Origin of the sequence: Kitasatospora sp. NPDC004615 (genome assembly GCF_042873545.1) — a bacterium.
GTDB lineage: Bacteria > Actinomycetota > Actinomycetes > Streptomycetales > Streptomycetaceae > Kitasatospora.
Window position 1 is genome coordinate 58,886 of record NZ_JBIALQ010000011.1, and the last position, 16,331, is coordinate 75,216.

Consider the following 16,331-nt stretch of genomic DNA (forward strand, 5'->3'; position numbering starts at 1 on the left):
GCGCCATGTCCGGTCAGCAGTCCCCCACCGAGAACGTCCCGATCCCCGCCGAGAACGTTCAGGTCCCCGCCGAGCACATTCAGGTCCCCGCCGTCGACGCCGACGATCCCGGGGCCGCAGTCGACACACTGGTCCGCAATGGGCACAAGGCACTCCAGGAGTACGCGGGTCTCACCCAGGAGCGGGTGGACCGGATCGTCAAAAAGGCCTCGCTGGCCGCGCTCGCCGCGCACACCCGGCTGGCGGCGCTGGCTGTCGAGGAGACCGGGCGCGGGGTGTTCGAGGACAAGGCGGTGAAGAACGTCTTCGCCTGCGAGCACGTCACGCACTCGATGGCCGGCATGCGGACGGTCGGGGTGATCGCCCGGGACGACATCGACGGGATCGTGGAGATCGCCGAGCCGGTGGGCGTGGTCGCCGCCCTCACCCCGGTGACCAACCCGACCTCGACCGCGATCTTCAAGGCGCTGATCGCGTTGAAGACCCGCAACCCGATCGTGTTCGCCTTCCATCCGTCGGCGCAGCGCTGCTCGGCGGAGGCGGCCCGGATCGTCCGGGACGCGGCGATCGCGGCGGGCGCCCCGGCGCACTGCGTGCAGTGGATCGACCGTCCGTCGATGGCGGCGACGGACGCGCTGATGCGGCACGAGGGGGTGGCGACGATCCTCGCCACCGGCGGCAACTCGATGGTGCGGGCGGCGTATTCGTGCGGGAAGCCGGCGCTGGGCGTGGGTGCGGGCAACGTACCGGCGTACGTGGAGAGGAGCGCGGACCTGGCGTGCGCGGTGAACGACATCGTGCTGTCGAAGTCCTTCGACAACGGCATGATCTGCGCCTCCGAGCAGGCGGTGATCCTGGACGACGAGATCTACGAGCCGGCGCTGGCGGAGTTCCGGACGTTGAAGGCGTACCTGGCGGGGCCGGAGGAGAAGGTGCTGCTGGAGCAGCACCTGTTCGGGGTCGGCGCGGGGGCCGACCGTGCCGGCGCGAAGCTGAATTCGGCGGTGGTGGGGCAGTCGGCGGCGGAGGTGGCGCGGGCGGCGGGGTTCGAGGTGCCGGAGGACACCTCGGTGATCCTGGCGGAGGTCGCGGGGGTGGGCGAGGGCGAGCCGCTGACCCGGGAGAAGCTCTGCCCGGTGCTGGCGGTGCTGCGCGCCCGGTCGCGCGCGCACGGCGTCCAACTCGCGGCGGAGATGGTGGAGTTCAACGGTCTGGGGCATTCGGCGGCGGTGCACACCGGTGACGCCGCGTTCGCCGAGGAGTTCGGCGCCGGGGTGCGGGCCTGCCGGATCATCTGGAACGCGCCGAGTTCGCAGGGCGGCATCGGCGATGTGTACAACGCCTTCCTGCCGTCGCTGACGCTGGGTTGCGGCTCGTGGGGCCGTACCTCGGTGTCGGGGAACGTCTCGGCCCTGCACTTGATCAACGTCAAGCGGATCGGGCGGCGCAACACGAACATGCAGTGGTTCAAGGTCCCGCCGAAGATCTTCTTCGAACGTGGCTCCCTGTCGTACCTGACGGACATGCGCGGCGCCCATCGGGTGGTGGTGGTCACCGACCGGACGATGGTGGAGATCGGCCACCTGGAGCGGGTCCGGGAGGTGCTGCGCCGGCGGCCGGAGCCGGTGGAGGTGCGGGTGGTGGACTTCGTCGAGCCGAATCCGAGCATCGCGACGGTGGAGAAGGGCGCGGCCCTGATGCGCGGCTTCCGGCCGGACACCATCGTGGCGCTGGGCGGCGGTTCGCCGATGGACGCGGCGAAGGTGATGTGGCTGATGTACGAGCACCCGGAGGTGGAGTTCGCGGACCTGAAGGAGAAGTTCTTCGACATCCGCAAGCGTGCCTTCGCCTTCCCCGACCTGGGCGAGCTGGCAAAGCTGGTGTGCGTGCCGACCACCTCGGGCACCGGCAGCGAGGTCACGCCGTTCGCGGTGATCACCGACCCGGAGAGCGGGCAGAAGTTCCCGCTGGCGGACTACGCGCTGACCCCGACGGTGGCGATCGTGGACCCGGCACTGACCACGGATCTGCCGGCGACGGTGACGGCGGACTCCGGCTTCGACGCGCTGACGCACTGCATCGAGACGTACGTGTCGGTGTACGCCAACGACTTCACCGACGGCCTGGCGCTGCAGGGCATCCGGCTGGTCTTCGAGAACCTGGCGGCGGCGGTCGACAACGGCCCGAACGATCCGGTGGCGCGGGAGCGGATGCACAACGCGGGGACGATCGCGGGCATGGCGTTCGGCTCGGCGTTCCTGGGCGTGGTGCACGCGATGGCGCACACCCTGGGCGGGACCTTCCACGTGGCGCACGGGCGGACCAACGCGCTGCTGCTGCCGCACGTGATCCGCTGGAACGGCGGCGCCCCGGCGAAGGTCACGAGCTGGCCGAAGTACCGCAGTTACCGGGCGCCGGAGCGCTACCAACAGATCGCCCGGACGCTGGGCCTGCCCGCGGACACTCCCGAGCAGGGCGTGGAGTCGTTGGCGCTCGCGGTCGAGGAGCTGCGCGAACGGGTCGGCATCCCGCGCTCGTTCAAGGAGGCGGGGGTGGACGAGGCGGCGTTCCTGGCGGGGCTGGAGCAGCAGGCGATGAACGCGTACGAGGACCAGTGCGCGCCGGCGAATCCGCGGATGCCGATGCTGCGGGACATGCGGCGGCTGATGACCCAGGCGTACTACGGCGACGACCGGGCGATCTGAGAGCCGGCGGACCATTGGGGACCAATGTCCCTCTGATCAGGACTTTTCGAGCCCATGTGAGTTTGTGGACCGCTTCACAATGGTGCTCGTAGGCGAGAGGCGGGAGCGAGGCAATGAGCACGCAGCACGCGGAGCGCATCCACAGCGGTGCCTGGGACGGCTTCAAGGGCGGCCTGTGGCGGGACGCCGTCGACGTCCGCGACTTCATCCAGCGGAACTACACCCCGTACGAGGGCGACGCCGCTTTCCTGGCCGGCCCGACCGCGCGGACGGCGTCCGTCTGGAAGCGGATCACCGACCTGTTCCCGGCGGAGCGCGCCAAGGGCGTCCTGGACGTCTCGTGGGACACGCCGTCCACCATCACCGCGCACGCCCCCGGGTACATCGACCGGGACAACGAGCTGATCGTCGGCCTGCAGACCGACGCCCCGCTGAAGCGGGCGATCATGCCGAACGGCGGCTGGCGGCTGGTCGCGGGCGCGCTGGAGACGTACGGCTACCCGGTGGACCCGGAGCTGGAGAAGGTCTTCACCGTCCACCGCAAGACCCACAACGCGGGCGTGTTCGACGCCTACACGCCCGAGATCCGGGCCGCCCGCAAGGCCGGTGTGGTCACCGGCCTGCCGGACGCGTACGGCCGTGGCCGGATCATCGGCGACTACCGGCGGGTGGCGCTGTACGGCGTGGACCGGCTGATCGCCGCCAAGCGCGAGGAGAAGGCCGGCCTGGACGCCGCGCCGCGCGACCCGCGCACGCTGGAGAACACCATCCGGGAGCGCGAGGAACTGGCCGAGCAGATCCGCGCCCTCGAGGAGCTCAAGGCGATGGCCGCGAGCTACGGCCAGGACATCTCCGGGCCCGCCGGCACCGCCCAACAGGCAATCCAGTGGCTGTACTTCGCCTACCTGGCGGCCGTGAAGGAGCAGAACGGCGCGGCCATGTCGCTCGGCCGCACCTCGACCTTCCTGGACATCTACCTGGAACGCGACCTGGCCGAGGGCCGGCTGACGGAGCGCCGGGCGCAGGAGCTGATCGACGACTTCATCATCAAGCTGCGGATCGTCCGCTTCCTGCGCACCCCCGAGTACGACGAGCTGTTCTCCGGCGACCCGACCTGGGTCACCGAGTCGATCGGCGGCATCGGCTGCGACGGCCGCCCCCTGGTCACCCGCACCTCGTTCCGCTACCTCCAGACGCTGTACAACCTGGGCCCGGCGCCCGAGCCCAACATGACGGTGTTCTGGTCGCCGCAACTCCCGCAGGGCTTCAAGGAGTTCTGCGCCCAGGTGTCCATCGACACCTCCAGCGTGCAGTACGAGTCGGACGAGCTGATGCGCCCCCGCTTCGGCGACGACACCGCGATCGCCTGCTGCGTCTCCGCGATGGAGGTCGGCAAGCAGATGCAGTTCTTCGGCGCCCGGGTCAACCTCGCCAAGACGCTGCTCTACGCGATCAACGGCGGCCGGGACGAGATCACCGGCGAGCAGATCGGCCCCGACACCGGCCCGATCGAGTCCGAGGTCCTCGACTACAACGAGGTGTCGGCCCGTTTCGACCGGCAGCTGGAGTGGCTGGCCGAGACATACGTGCACGCGCTGAACGTCATCCACTACATGCACGACAAGTACGCGTACGAGCGCCTCGAGATGGCCCTGCACGACCGTGCCGTGCGGCGCACCATGGCCTGCGGCATAGCGGGCCTCGCGGTGGCGGCGGACTCGCTGTCGGCGATCAGGTACGCGACGGTGCGGCCCGTGCGCGACGCGTCCGGCCTCGCCGTCGACTACACCGTGGAGGGCGAGTACCCGGCGTACGGCAACAACGACGACCGGGTGGACCAGCTGGCGGTGCAACTCGTCGAGGAGTTCATGCGCAAGGTCCGCAAGCACCCCACCTACCGGGGCGCCGAGCACACCCAGTCGGTGCTGACCATCACCTCGAACGTGGTCTACGGCAAGAAGACCGGCGCCACCCCCGACGGCCGCCGGGCCGGCGAACCGTTCTCCCCCGGCGCCAACCCGATGAACGGCCGCGACACCCACGGCTACGTGGCGAGCGCCCTGTCGGTGGCGAAACTCCCCTACGACGCGGCCGAGGACGGCATCTCGCTCACCAACACCGTCACGCCCGACGCCCTCGGCCGCACCCGCGAGGAACGGGTGCGGAACCTCGCGGGTGTGCTCGACGGGTACACGACCGTCGGCGGGTTCCACATGAACGTCAACGTGCTGAACCGGACGACGCTGCTCGACGCCATGGAGCACCCCGAGAAGTACCCGCAGCTGACCATCCGGGTCAGCGGCTACGCGGTCAACTTCGTCCGGCTGACCAGGGAACAGCAGCTGGACGTCGTCAACCGCACCTTCCACGGCTCGCTCTGAGCCCACCCCGACAGCTCCCGGGAGGCACCGCCATGACCACCGCTCCGAAGACCACCGGCTCGGTGCACTCCTGGGACCTGTCGACCGGCGTGGACGGCCCCGGCACCCGGTTCGTGGCCTTCCTCGCCGGATGCCCGCTGAACTGCCTGTACTGCCAAAACCCCGACACCATGCGGATGCGCAGCGGCCGACGGACCACGACGGACGAGGTGGTCGCCGAGGCCGCCAAGTACACCGCCTTCATCCACGCCTCCGGCAGCGGCGGCGCCACCCTCTCCGGCGGCGAACCCCTGCTCCAGCCGGCCTTCACCGGCGAACTGCTGCGCCGCTTCAAGCACGAGCTCGGCCTGCACACCGCGCTCGACACCTCGGGCTTCCTCGGCGCCCGGGCGAGCGACGCCCTGCTCGCCGACACCGACCTGGTCCTGCTCGACATCAAGTCCTGGGACCGCGCCCTCTACCGCCGGCTGACCGGCCAGCCCCTCGAACCCACCCTCGGCTTCGCCCGCCGCCTCGCCGACCTCGGCAAGGACGTGTGGCTCCGCTTCGTCCTCGTCCCCGGCCTCACCGACCCGCCCGAGAACATCGCCGGGGTCGCCGCCTTCGCCGCCTCCCTCGGCAACGTCTCGCGCGTCGACGTCCTCCCCTTCCACAAGCTCGGCCACCCCAAGTGGACGGCCCTGGGCCGCGAGTTCACCCTCGCCGACACCCCCACGCCCACGCCCGAACAGGTGCAGGCCGCGCGCGACATCTTCGCCGCGCACGGCCTGCGTGCGGTGTGAGCCCGCGTCAGCCGGAGATCGACGGGGTGCCGGTCTCCAGGTGGCCGGTGAAGCGCTGCGACCAACTGGCGTCGCCGCTGACCGTCACCGTGAAGTCGTACCAACCGTTGGTGTAGGCCGCCGCGTTGAACCAGTCGCTGGTGGTGGCCCCGGCGGCGACCTGGTACGTCCAGGGGCCGTCGGTGCGGTAGTTGGTGGACGTGATGGTGAAGGTCACCGGGGCGGTCCCGGTGTTGGCGAGCTTGAACCAGACGGCGAGCTTGCCGGTGTCGGGCGCGGGGGCGTACGTCGCGGTGACGGCCGCGTTCTTGCCGGCGGCGGTGGTGTCGCCGGTGAAGCGGCGCAGGAAGCGGTTGGGGCCGATCACCGTCAGGTCGTACTTGCCCGAGCCGTAGCCGGTGCCGCAGTTGAAGAAGTCGCTGGTCGCCGCGCCGGGATCGACGGTGTACTGCCAGGGCCCGCCCGAGCGGTAGGCGTTGGCGTAGGCGGCGAAGTGGTTGGTGGCGGTGCCGGCGTTGGACATCGCGATCCAGACCTTCGTCACGCCGGCGGAGCCGAACTCCAGGTGGTCCAGGTTCGCCACCGGCTGGTACGGCAGCGCACGGGCCGGACGGGTACCGGCCTCCTGTGCGGGCAGCTGGTTGTTGACGGGCGCCGGGTTCGGCAGTGGACCGCAGGCGGCCAGGCCGATGGTCGCCGAGGTGTCGGGCAGCGCGGGCATCCCGTACACCGGGTTGGCGAAGTCGAACAGGCCGGTCAGGTCGCCGCACATCTTCCGCCGCCAGGCCGAGATGTTCACGCAGTTCGCGGGCCGGCCCTGGGCGGCCGTCCACTTCTCCAGGAAGCGCAGTACCGAGGTGTGGTCGAAGGTCTCCGAGGACACCCAGCCGCCCCGGCTCCACGGGGATACGGCGAGCATCGGGACGCGGAAGCCCAGGCCGATGTTGACCCCGTTGTAGAACTCCCCGGCCGTCCCGGAGGGCGCGGCCGGCGGCGGGACGTGGTCGAAGAAGCCGTCGTTCTCGTCGTAATTGATGAACAGGATCGACGAGTTGAAGACGTTCGGGTCGGCGTTCAGCGCGTCCATGACGTTGTGCACGAAGTGCGCGCCGTCGGTGGGCGTGGCGTAGGGGTGCTCCGAGGACGCCTGGTCCGGCACGATCCACGACACCTGCGGCAGGGTGCCCGCCAGCACGTCCGCCTTGATCGCCGCCACGATGTCGTCCGGCGTCCGGCCGGTCGCCTTCGGGACGGAGCCCATGCCCTTCACGGCGAGGGCGCTGCCCGCCGGGGCGGAGGAGAACTGGGTGAAGTAGGCCAAAGCGTTGTCGCCGTAGTTGTCCGACGCGTTCTGGTAGACCTTCCAGCTCACCCCCGCGTTCTCCAGCGCCTCCGCGTACGTCTGCCAGCGCAGCCCTGACTCGTCGCCGCCGTCGTACGCCGGGCCGCCCGCCGTACCGGACGGGTCGATCTGGCCGGACCAGTGGTAGGTGCGGTTCGGGCCCGTCGCGCTCAGCACCGAGCAGTGGTAGGCGTCGCAGACCGTCCAGTTGTCGGCCAGCGCGTAGTGGAACGGGATGTCCGCCCTGGTCAGGTACCCCAGCGCGCGGACGGTGCCCTTGGCGGACACCCAGGAGTCCAGCTTGCCGCCGTTCCAGGCGTTGTGCTGATCGCTCCACGCGTGACTCAGGTCGCCATTGCATTGCGCCAGCCGCGCCGGGTCCGCGCCACCCGCCGGCTTGGTGGCGCTGAACTGCCACGGGTACTGGCGGCCCAGCAGGTTCGGCTGGTTGAACACGCTGTAGCCGCCGGATATCTGGATCGCCGAGCGGTCCGCGAAGCCGCGCACGCCCTTGAGCATCCCGAAGTAGTGGTCGAAGCTGCGGTTCTCCTGCATCAGGATCACCACGTGCTTCGCGTCCGTGATCGTCCCCGTGGTCCCCGCCGGCGCCGCGACCGCGGGAGCCGCCCCGCCCACCACGCCCGACCCGGCGACCGCCGCGCCGGCTGCCGCACTCGCCGACAGCACCATGAACTTCCTACGACTCAGCTCTGCCATCTTGACCCGCCCGTCCCTTCGGCTGCTGATGATGTTGTTCAGACACCTCGTGTCCGAACGCCGAGCATCCTCACGCAGCCGGGGCGGCATGGCCATGACTTGAACCGAACGTTTGTCGAACCGTTCACCAGATGAACGGCGGGTACGCGCAGGGCCGTTGACGGCACACCGGCCCCGGAACCCTCCCATTCGCCGCGAAGCGGAACCTTTCTCAGTCCTTCACCGAAATCCCCAGCGCCTGCGCGAACTGCGGCGCCAGATCCAGCAGTTGCCCCGTCGAGATGATCGCCCCGCGCAGCCCCTGGTGCCCGTCCGGCAGGCCGAGGCTCGCGGCCCGGCGCAGGTCCACCGCCTTGAGGGTCGCGCCGCGCAGGTGGACGTCGTCGAGCGTGGAGCCCGGGAACGTCACGTTGGTGAGTTTCGCTTCGGCGAGGTCGACGTCGCGCAGCAGGCAGTCCTCGAAGACGACGTCGCGCAGCGTCGCGCCGCGCAGGTTGACCGCTTCGAGCTTGCACTGGCGGAAGACGGTGCGGCGGATCGCCGAGCTGTACGCGGAGACGCCGGCCAGCACGCTGGAGTCGATCTCGGCGTCCTGCCATTCGCTCTCGGCGAGGTCGACGCCGACCAGCCGCCCGCCGTGCAGCCACACCTCGTTGAAGCCGGCCCGGCGCAGCTTCGCGCCGTCCGCCCGGATACCGGTGAACGCGCACTCCAGGAAGCTCACCCCGCCGAGTTGGCCGCCCAGGTCGAGGTCGTCGAAGTGGACGGTGTCGTAGCGGGTGTCGGCGCGCAGCGGTCCGGTGTGGCGTTGCAGCAGGTGGGCGTAGGGGAGGTCTTCCAGGCTCACGGGGTGGTCAACTCCGTCTCTGAACGGTCTTCGCGGACAGGGCGATGCCGACGCCGACGGTGCCCGCCACCAGCAGGCCGGCCAGCGGCACACCGGCATCCCCGGCCAGCGTCGCAGCCAGCACCGACAGCGCGGCCAGCGGCAGGATCAACTGGGCGGCGCCGCGCCGGTGGTGGCGGGAGTGCAGGGCCCAGACGGTGAACAGGAACACCGCGGTGGGGACGGTGACGGCGGCGGCCGCGGCGCGCTCGGTCAGGTGGGTGGTGCCGACGGCGTGCTGGACGGCGACCTCCAGCCCGGCGCCGACGGCGGCCGCCGAGGCGAAGACCACGAAGTGGCCATAGCCCCAGGGCAGTGCCTGCCGGGCGGAGTGCAGGTAGGGGTGGGCGTCGTCGGCGAAGTAGATCCACCAGGCGCCGAAGCAGATCAGCAGTCCGCTGCCGGCGATCGGCAGCAGTTCGGCGACGGCCTTGTGTTCGTCCAGTGCGGTCTGGACGGCGACGGTGGCGGCCGCGACCGTCTCGCCGAGCACGATGATGGTGAACGCGCCGTACCGGTCGGCGATGTGGCGCCGGTGCCACGGGGTCCGGTTGTGCGTCTCGGCCCAGACGGGGACGGACAGTTCGGCGACCACGCCGACCACGAACAGCGGGACGCGGGCCTCGTGCGGGACGAACAGCAGCACCACCCAGAACGCCTGGACGAGCGCGATGCCGCGGGCATAGCGCAGCGCAGCGGTCCGGGCGGACCCGTTCTCGCCGCGGGCGGCGCGCAGCCACTGGGTGACCATCGCGAGGCGCATCAGCAGGTAGCCGGCCACCACCAGGGAGAGGTCCTGGTCCCCGAAGAGCCGCGGCACGCCGGCGGCGAGCACCAGCACGCCGGTGATCTGGAGCAGCGTGGTGAGCCGGTAGGGGACGTCGTCCACGTCGTACGCGGAGGCGAACCAGGTGAAGTTCATCCAGGCCCACCAGATGGCGAAGAAGGACATCGCGTACCCGGGCAGGGCGACCGAGAGGTGCCCGGCGGCCAGCGCGTGGGCGAGTTGGCGGCCGGCCTGGGCGATGGCCACCGTGAAGCACAGGTCGAAGAACAGTTCCAGGGGGGTGGAGACCCGGTGGGACTCGCCCTGGTCGCGAGCCAGCATCCGGCGGACCGGACGGTAGCGGTCGGGGGCGGTGGTCATCGTCCTGCTTTCACGACGGGGCCGCGCGGCAGGGAGCGCGCGCGGCCGGGGAGTTGCGCTCGGACGATCCTTGCATCCGGGGCGCGAACCCGCACGGACCGTACCCGGCACGCCGATTGGTCCGATTCGAACCGTTTTGCCCGTCCGTCAGGCAGAGTTGACGCCGCAGTGCGCGATCCGGGTGACAGCTGGGGCCCGTCCGGGGCGTTGGTGCGAAGCTTGTCCCGTCCGCCCCGTTTGGCCCGATAGATTCCTCTCCGAATGGAGGGACGGACGGACGCCTCGCGGGCAACGCGGAAGGTCAAGGAGGACGGCACGGACGATGGGGGGCGGTCTTGCCGCTTCGCCCCGCGTCCGCCCACCGGCCCTCCTCGCGATCACCGCGCTGTCCGGCGGCGCGTCGGCCCCCGGCCGGTCGGACCATCCCCGCTCGCCCGCCCCGGCCCGCCCGTGGCCTGATGGCGGTATGCGTACAGGCGTGCACCGAGCTGCTCAGCGGGGGTCGTCGTGAACTGGTCCGACGTGGCGATCCTGGTCGGCATGCTGCTGGCGACGGCGGGCTGCATGGTGCTGGTGCAGCGGTACGCGTCCGTCCCGGCCCGGGAGAACTGCAACGACGTGGCGGGGTTCATCTTCGCCGCGGTCGGCGCCTTCTACGCGGTACTGGTGGCCTTCGTGGTGATCGTGGTGTGGGAGAACACCTCGGCCGCCAGGGCGACCACCTTCGAGGAGGCGGACGAGCTCGCGGGGGTCTACTGGATGTCCCGGGCGATGCCGCTGCCGGAGGGCGCCAAGCTGGAGGGCCTGACGCTCAGCTACGCGCACACGGTGGTGGACGCCGAGTGGAAGCAGATGGCCGGACACCGGAGCGACCCGGCGGCGACCGCGCTGATGTACAGCATCCGCGACACCGCACTGGCCTTCGAACCGGCCGATGCCCGACAGGCGACGATCTACCAGAACCTGGTGACGCACGTGGACGGCCTGGCCAGCAAGCGCCGCGCCCGGCTGAACCAGATCGCGGACTGCGTGCCGCTGCTGCTGTGGGCGGCGCTGATCGCCGGCGCGATCGTCACCATCGCCTTCACCTTCCTGTTCGGCCTGTCCAACACCTGGGCGCACCTGGCGATGGTGGTGTCGCTGGCCGGGCTGATCGGCCTGTCGCTGATCGCGATCAAGGAGATGAACTATCCGTTCGACGGGGCGAACCGGGTGCGGTCGACCGCCTTCGAGGTGTTCCTGGCCAGGCTCCCGCCGCAGCGCTGACCACCGGCGGGCACGGTGCGTGGCCGGGCCGTCACGATTCGGCGGATCGGCGCCGGGCATGTAATGTTCTCCAGGTCAGCAGGCGCCGCTAGCTCAGTTGGTTAGAGCAGCTGACTCTTAATCAGCGGGTCCGGGGTTCGAGTCCCTGGCGGCGCACAGACAGCATGAAAGCCCCTCGCTCACGCGAGGGGCTTTCTGCGTTTCCCCGCACACCGGCCCGGGGAACCCGATTTCACCGCAGGTCGGGAGGCGTGTAATGTTCTCTCCGTCAGCAAGCGCCGCTAGCTCAGTTGGTTAGAGCAGCTGACTCTTAATCAGCGGGTCCGGGGTTCGAGTCCCTGGCGGCGCACAGACAGCAGAAGGCCCCTCGCGAAAGCGGGGGGCCTTCTGCATTTCTCCGAGCAGGTTCTCGATCGTGTGATCGGGCCGGCCATGTCCCCGTGCGGGGTCCGCTCGTTGAGGAGACCGGAGTGACGGCCGGGGTAACGGCCGGGGTGACGGAGAACACGCAACTAAGAGGGATTTAAAGATCGTCTTAGGAGAAATAGGACATAGGTCCCTAACATCTGACAAGTCGATCGATCAAGCTGGCGAGGTTCATCCGTCGCCCGAGCGAGCAGCCCGTCCGGGGCCTGCGGGAAGGTCTCCGTTGCCTCGAGAGCCCCGTGAACGCACGAAAAGAACCGGTTGGCGCCGACTCATACCCACCTGGCGGATGACGCTGGTCGGCCTGGCCGCCTCGCTGCTGCTGGGAGTCGGCCTGTTCGCCCTGGGGGTCGCCCTGGTCAAGGTGCCGGACGCGCACGCCGCGGCCACCGCCCAGTCGAACACCTGGCTGTACTCGGACGGCTCGCTGCTGGCCCGCACCGGGCAGACCAACCGGCAGAACGTCGGACTGGACAAGGTCTCCAAGGACGCGCAGCACGCCGCACTGGCCGCCGAGGACCGCAACTTCTACTCGGAGGGCGCGGTCAACTTCAAGGGCATGGCCCGCGCCGCCTTCAACACCGCTTCCGGCGGCGCCACCCAGGGCGGTTCGACGATCACCCAGCAGTACGTGAAGAACGCGTTCCTGAACCAGAAGCAGACCGTCAGCCGCAAGGTGAAGGAAGTCTTCATCTCGTTCAAGGTGGACGCCACCCAGAGCAAGGACGAGATCCTCTCCTCCTACCTGAACACCTCCTACTACGGACGCGGCGCGTACGGCATCCAGGCCGCCTCGCAGGCCTACTTCGGGGTGGACGCCAGCCAGCTGAACGCCGCCCAGGGCGCGTACCTGGCGACCCTGCTGAACGCGCCCAGCGCGTACGACGTCTCCTCGGCCACCGAGAACGGCAAGCAGAAGGCGACGGCCCGCTGGAACTACGTGCTCGACGGCATGGTGTCGAAGAACTGGCTGGGCGCCGACGAGCGCAAGCAGCTGACCTTCCCGGAGGTGCAGTCGCCGAAGTCCGCACCCGGCATGTCCGGCCAGGCCGGCTACCTGGTGGCCGCCGCCACCTCGTACCTCACCGACAACCACATCGTCAGTGACGCCCAGCTCGCCAAGGGCGGCTACACCATCACGCTCACCGTGGACTCCAAGAAGCAGCAGCAGTTGCAGGACGCGGTGCAGGCCCAGCTCATCGACAACCTGAAGCCGGACACCCGCAAGGTGGACGCGGCCGCGCAGGCCGGCGCGGTGTCGGTCGACCCGAAGACCGGTCAGGTGGTGGCGCTGTACGGCGGCGCCGACGCCACCAAGCACTGGATCGACAACGCCACCCGCACCGACTACCAGGCCGGCTCCACCTTCAAGGCGATCGCGCTGGCCGCCGCCCTGGACTCCGGGGCGCGCACCCAGTACGGCGACCGGATCACCGCCGACACCATCTACGACGGCACCAACCGGCGGCCCGTCCGCGGCGCCAAGGGCGTGCCCTACGCGCCGCCGAACGAGGGCGAGCGCTCGTTCGGGCAGATCAGCCTCCAGCAGGCCACCGACTGGTCGGTGAACTCGGTGTTCGCGCAGCTCGCCCAGGACACCGGCCTGGAGAAGGTCCGCTCCACCGCGGTGGCGCTCGGCCTGCCCGCCGACACCCCGCAGCTGGAAGCCATCCCGTCGATCCCGCTGGGCACGTCCTCCCCCAGCGCGCTGGAACTGGCCGGCGTGTACGCCACGCTCGACAACGACGGCCAGCAGATCACCCCGTGGCTGGTGAAGGGGCTGGAGTCCGGCGGCGAGAAGGTCGCGCTGCCCGAGCACAAGAGCACCCAGGCGATCTCCAAGAACGCCGCCCGCGGCACCACCGCGATCCTCCAGGGCGTCATCGACGACCAGGGCGGCACCGGCTACCGGGCCGCCGCGCTGAACCGCCCTGCGGCCGGCAAGACCGGCACCACCGACGACTCCAAGTCGGTCTGGTTCGCCGGCTACACGCCCGAACTGGTCACCGTGGTCGGCCTGTTCGGCCAGGACCCGACCACCGGCAAGCAGGTCACCCTGGACGGCGTCGGCGGCATGGGCAGCGCGGCCGGCGGCAGGTTCCCGGCCCAGATCTGGACGGCCTACATGAAGTCCGCGCTGGCCGGGCAGCCGGTCAGCTCCTTCTCCGGTCCGGTCCGGACGCCGTCCACCACCGTCCCGTCCGGGCCGACCGGGTCCGCCTCGCCGAGCCAGAACCCGTCCACCTCGGACGGCGTGACCTCCGCGCCGTCCCCGTCGGCCGGCGACAGCACCGGCAACGGCAACGGCAACGGCAGCCCCAGCTCGCGTCCCAGCGGCGGCGCCGGTGACGGCGGCGGTCAGCCGCGGCCCAGCCGCAGCCCGTCCGCCAAGCCCAGCGCCGGCCCCAGCGAGCCGCCGACGCCGAGCGCCTCGACGGGGTCCGGCGGCTCCGGCGGACTGCTCGGAACACAGGACCAACCTGCGGGATAGCGCCTTACGACAGAGGGGTCCGGGCTGGCACAATGCGGCGATGCACAGCAGCTCGGACCCCTCCGCCATGTCGCTCGACCCGCGCCCGGCGCCCGATCGTCCCCTGGTGGAAAGCCCCTCCCCCACCCACCGCACCGCCAAGCTGGGCCTGGTGCTGGCCCTGGTCTCCGCGGTCGCCTTCGGCGGATCCGGAACGGCCGCCAAGCCGCTGATCGAAGCCGGCCTCTCCCCCACCCACACCGTCTGGCTGCGGGTCGCCGGTGCGGCACTGGTGCTGCTGCCCATCGCCTGGAAGCACCGCGACGCGGTACTGCGCCGCCCCGGACTGCTGATCGGCTTCGGCCTGCTCGCCGTCGCCGGCGTCCAGGCCTGCTACTTCGCGGCGATCTCCCGCATCCCCGTCGCCGTGGCCATGCTGATCGAATACCTCGGCCCGCCGCTGCTGCTCGCCTACGTCCGACTCGTGCAGCGCCGCCCCGTCTCCCGCCGCGCGATGGCCGGCGCGGGCGCCGCGGTGGCCGGCCTCGCCTGCGTCGTCGAGGTCTGGCACGGCCTCTCCTTCGACCCGCTCGGCGTCCTGTTCGCCCTCGGCGCGGCCTGCTGCCAGGTCGGCTACTTCGTCCTCGCCGACGCCGGCCGCGAGGGCGACCGCCCCGTCGACCCGCTGGCCGTCTCCGCGTACGGCCTGCTGATCGGTGCGATCCTGCTCACCGCCTTCACCCGCCCCTGGGACGCCGACTGGTCCCTGCTGACCCACTCCGTCACCATGAACGGCCACCAGCTCCCGGCGCTGCTCCCCGCCCTCTGGATGATCCTGGTCGCCACCGTCGTCGCCTACCTCACCGGCGTCGCCTCGGTCCAGTACCTCTCCCCGCCCGTGGCCGGCGTCATCGCCAACCTCGAAGCCGTGGTCGCCACCGTCCTCGCCTGGATCCTCCTCGGCGAACACCTCGGCACCCCCCAACTCGCCGGCGGCGCCCTCGTCCTGGCCGGCGCCTTCGCCGCCCAGTCGGCCTCCTCGGCCAAACACTGACCGCTGCGCGGGCCTGGGGGGGCCGCCGGCTCCTGTGGACCCACCGAAGACACCGCGCCGACGAGCCGCCAGGCCGGGTCCGGCCCGGCGCCACGCATGCCAGTCCCCAGCTCGCAGGGCCCGTCGAGGCGTCCCGGGACGCCAGACCACCAGGTCACATCGAGCCCGGCTCCGTGCGCGCGAAGCGCCCCCGACTCCCCGCCGGAGGCGTCCCCCGCGTCAGGCCGGGAGCGTCTGCCGGTACGGGGCGAGCTCGGGGCCGGTGGTGGTGGGGACGAACTCGGTGACTCGGTACTGGGCGACGTCGCCCTGCGCGAACGGATCCGTGGCCGCCAGCGCCTCGACGGCGTCCCGGCTCTCCGCGACGGCGATGATGACCCCGCCGTCCCGGGGAACCTTGCGGCCGGAGGCGAGGAAGGTGCCGCTCGCGTAGTGCTGCTCCAGCCAGGCCACATGGGCGGGCAGCAGCGCGTCGATGCGCTCCAGCGGGGCGGTGTAGGTCAGCTCCAGAATGAACACCCGATCATCCTAGGCCGCGCGGGCCCCCGGGCCGGATCAGGCCCGACTCGTAGGCCGCGATGACCAGTTGCGCCCGGTCCCGGGCGGCGAGCTTCTGCAGCAGCCGGCCGATGTGGGTCTTCGCGGTGGACAGGCTGACGTGCAGGTGCGCGGCGATCTCCTCGTTGGAGAGGCCGAGCCCGACCAGTACGAGCACCTCCCGTTCGCGTTCGGTGGTCCCGGCGAGCGCCGCCGGGGCCGTCGCGGCGGGGGTGGCGGCCGGGCTGCTGCTGCGGCGCCAAGTCGCCGCGATGGCCGGGGTGCTGGCGGCGGTGGCAGCGATGCAGGTGCTGGTGCCGCTGGCGCTGCGTGCCCACCTGGCGGCGCCCGTGCGGCAGCAGACCGCGGTGGTGCTGGCACCGGACCGGCCGGCCGTTCACGCCCACCGCCCCCGAGGTGTGCGGCCCGGCCGGCTCGACCGAGCGGTGCATGGAGACGATCAACGCGATGCACCTGTCGCAGCGCACCGAGTACCAGCCGGCCGACCGCTACTGGACGTTCCAGTGGGCGGAGACCGGGGTGCTGGTGCTGCTGTCGGCGGTGGTCGCGGCGGGCTGCGCCGTCCGGCTGCGGCGCGGCGTGTCGGCCTGACCGGCG

General features: G+C 70.9%; 12 protein-coding genes and 2 tRNA genes. 9 read left to right on the plus strand and 5 right to left on the minus strand.

The features are described from left to right. The first annotated feature begins 5 nt into the window (after positions 1 to 5). The 3 genes from adhE (at position 6) to pflA (ending at position 5,868) form a co-directional block, all read left to right on the plus strand. Positions 6 to 2,705, plus strand: coding sequence for a bifunctional acetaldehyde-CoA/alcohol dehydrogenase (gene adhE, locus ACFYS8_RS30965; protein WP_387647311.1), 2,700 nt, complete (start codon positions 6 to 8; stop codon positions 2,703 to 2,705). A gap of 113 nt (positions 2,706 to 2,818) precedes the next feature. Beyond that, the gene (gene pflB, locus ACFYS8_RS30970; RefSeq protein WP_387647313.1) at positions 2,819 to 5,086 is read left to right on the plus strand and encodes a formate C-acetyltransferase; all 2,268 of its coding nucleotides are present in this window, start codon (positions 2,819 to 2,821) and stop codon (positions 5,084 to 5,086) included. Between the two features lie 32 nt (positions 5,087 to 5,118). Further along, the gene (gene pflA, locus ACFYS8_RS30975; RefSeq protein WP_387647316.1) at positions 5,119 to 5,868 is read left to right on the plus strand and encodes a pyruvate formate-lyase-activating protein; all 750 of its coding nucleotides are present in this window, start codon (positions 5,119 to 5,121) and stop codon (positions 5,866 to 5,868) included. Positions 5,869 to 5,875: 7 nt separating this feature from the next. Here pflA and ACFYS8_RS30980 read toward each other — a convergent pair whose 3' ends face one another. The 3 genes from ACFYS8_RS30980 to ACFYS8_RS30990 all read right to left on the minus strand — a co-directional run bounded on the left by ACFYS8_RS30980 (position 5,876) and on the right by ACFYS8_RS30990 (position 9,960). Next, positions 5,876 to 7,927 carry a phosphocholine-specific phospholipase C gene (locus tag ACFYS8_RS30980; RefSeq protein ID WP_387647318.1) on the minus strand — a complete coding sequence of 684 codons (2,052 nt, stop codon included), beginning with the start codon at positions 7,925 to 7,927 and terminating at the stop codon, positions 5,876 to 5,878. Positions 7,928 to 8,138: 211 nt separating this feature from the next. Next, positions 8,139 to 8,774 (minus strand): pentapeptide repeat-containing protein, encoded by a 636-nt coding sequence (locus ACFYS8_RS30985; protein WP_387647320.1) that lies wholly within the window; start codon positions 8,772 to 8,774, stop codon positions 8,139 to 8,141. A 7-nt stretch (positions 8,775 to 8,781) separates the two neighbouring features. Beyond that, positions 8,782 to 9,960: a low temperature requirement protein A gene (locus tag ACFYS8_RS30990; protein ID WP_387647322.1), complete on the minus strand. Its 1,179-nt coding sequence runs from the start codon at positions 9,958 to 9,960 to the stop codon at positions 8,782 to 8,784. 507 nt (positions 9,961 to 10,467) lie between these two features. Here ACFYS8_RS30990 and ACFYS8_RS30995 point away from each other — a divergent pair. The 5 genes from ACFYS8_RS30995 (at position 10,468) to ACFYS8_RS31015 (ending at position 15,176) form a co-directional block, all read left to right on the plus strand. Further along, complete coding sequence (locus tag ACFYS8_RS30995; RefSeq protein ID WP_387647324.1) at positions 10,468 to 11,226, plus strand: hypothetical protein; 759 nt, start codon at positions 10,468 to 10,470, stop codon at positions 11,224 to 11,226. Between the two features lie 82 nt (positions 11,227 to 11,308). Then, positions 11,309 to 11,382 (plus strand) — tRNA-Lys (locus tag ACFYS8_RS31000). A 119-nt stretch (positions 11,383 to 11,501) separates the two neighbouring features. Continuing rightward, positions 11,502 to 11,575: transfer RNA gene (locus tag ACFYS8_RS31005), tRNA-Lys, on the plus strand. Positions 11,576 to 11,941: 366 nt separating this feature from the next. Beyond that, complete coding sequence (locus ACFYS8_RS31010) at positions 11,942 to 14,143, plus strand: transglycosylase domain-containing protein (protein ID WP_387647326.1); 2,202 nt, start codon at positions 11,942 to 11,944, stop codon at positions 14,141 to 14,143. A gap of 40 nt (positions 14,144 to 14,183) precedes the next feature. Further along, on the plus strand, positions 14,184 to 15,176 hold the full coding sequence (locus ACFYS8_RS31015) for a DMT family transporter (RefSeq protein ID WP_387647329.1): 993 nt from the start codon (positions 14,184 to 14,186) through the stop codon (positions 15,174 to 15,176). 219 nt (positions 15,177 to 15,395) lie between these two features. Here ACFYS8_RS31015 and ACFYS8_RS31020 read toward each other — a convergent pair whose 3' ends face one another. Together ACFYS8_RS31020 and ACFYS8_RS31025 are read right to left on the minus strand one after the other, a co-directional pair. Next, positions 15,396 to 15,695, minus strand: a complete 300-nt coding sequence (locus ACFYS8_RS31020; protein ID WP_387647331.1) for a YciI family protein — start codon at positions 15,693 to 15,695, stop codon at positions 15,396 to 15,398. Positions 15,696 to 15,699: 4 nt separating this feature from the next. After that, positions 15,700 to 15,891 carry a response regulator transcription factor gene (locus ACFYS8_RS31025; protein ID WP_387647332.1) on the minus strand — a complete coding sequence of 64 codons (192 nt, stop codon included), beginning with the start codon at positions 15,889 to 15,891 and terminating at the stop codon, positions 15,700 to 15,702. A 272-nt stretch (positions 15,892 to 16,163) separates the two neighbouring features. On the opposite strand from ACFYS8_RS31025, the gene ACFYS8_RS31030 reads away from it, so the two are divergent. Then, the gene (locus ACFYS8_RS31030; RefSeq protein WP_387647334.1) at positions 16,164 to 16,325 is read left to right on the plus strand and encodes a hypothetical protein; all 162 of its coding nucleotides are present in this window, start codon (positions 16,164 to 16,166) and stop codon (positions 16,323 to 16,325) included. Positions 16,326 to 16,331: the final 6 nt, after the last annotated feature.

Bases quoted from the DNA above. Each gene is read 5' to 3' on its own strand.
- adhE (WP_387647311.1), top strand. From the start codon at position 6: ATGTCCGGTCAGCAGTCCCCCACCGAGAACGTCCCGATCCCCGCCGAG.
- pflB (WP_387647313.1), top strand. From the start codon at position 2,819: ATGAGCACGCAGCACGCGGAGCGCATCCACAGCGGTGCCTGGGACGGC.
- pflA (WP_387647316.1), top strand. From the start codon at position 5,119: ATGACCACCGCTCCGAAGACCACCGGCTCGGTGCACTCCTGGGACCTG.
- ACFYS8_RS30980 (WP_387647318.1), bottom strand. From the start codon at position 7,927: ATGGCAGAGCTGAGTCGTAGGAAGTTCATGGTGCTGTCGGCGAGTGCG.
- ACFYS8_RS30990 (WP_387647322.1), bottom strand. From the start codon at position 9,960: ATGACCACCGCCCCCGACCGCTACCGTCCGGTCCGCCGGATGCTGGCT.
- ACFYS8_RS31010 (WP_387647326.1), top strand. From the start codon at position 11,942: ATGACGCTGGTCGGCCTGGCCGCCTCGCTGCTGCTGGGAGTCGGCCTG.
- ACFYS8_RS31015 (WP_387647329.1), top strand. From the start codon at position 14,184: ATGCACAGCAGCTCGGACCCCTCCGCCATGTCGCTCGACCCGCGCCCG.
- ACFYS8_RS31030 (WP_387647334.1), top strand. From the start codon at position 16,164: ATGGAGACGATCAACGCGATGCACCTGTCGCAGCGCACCGAGTACCAG.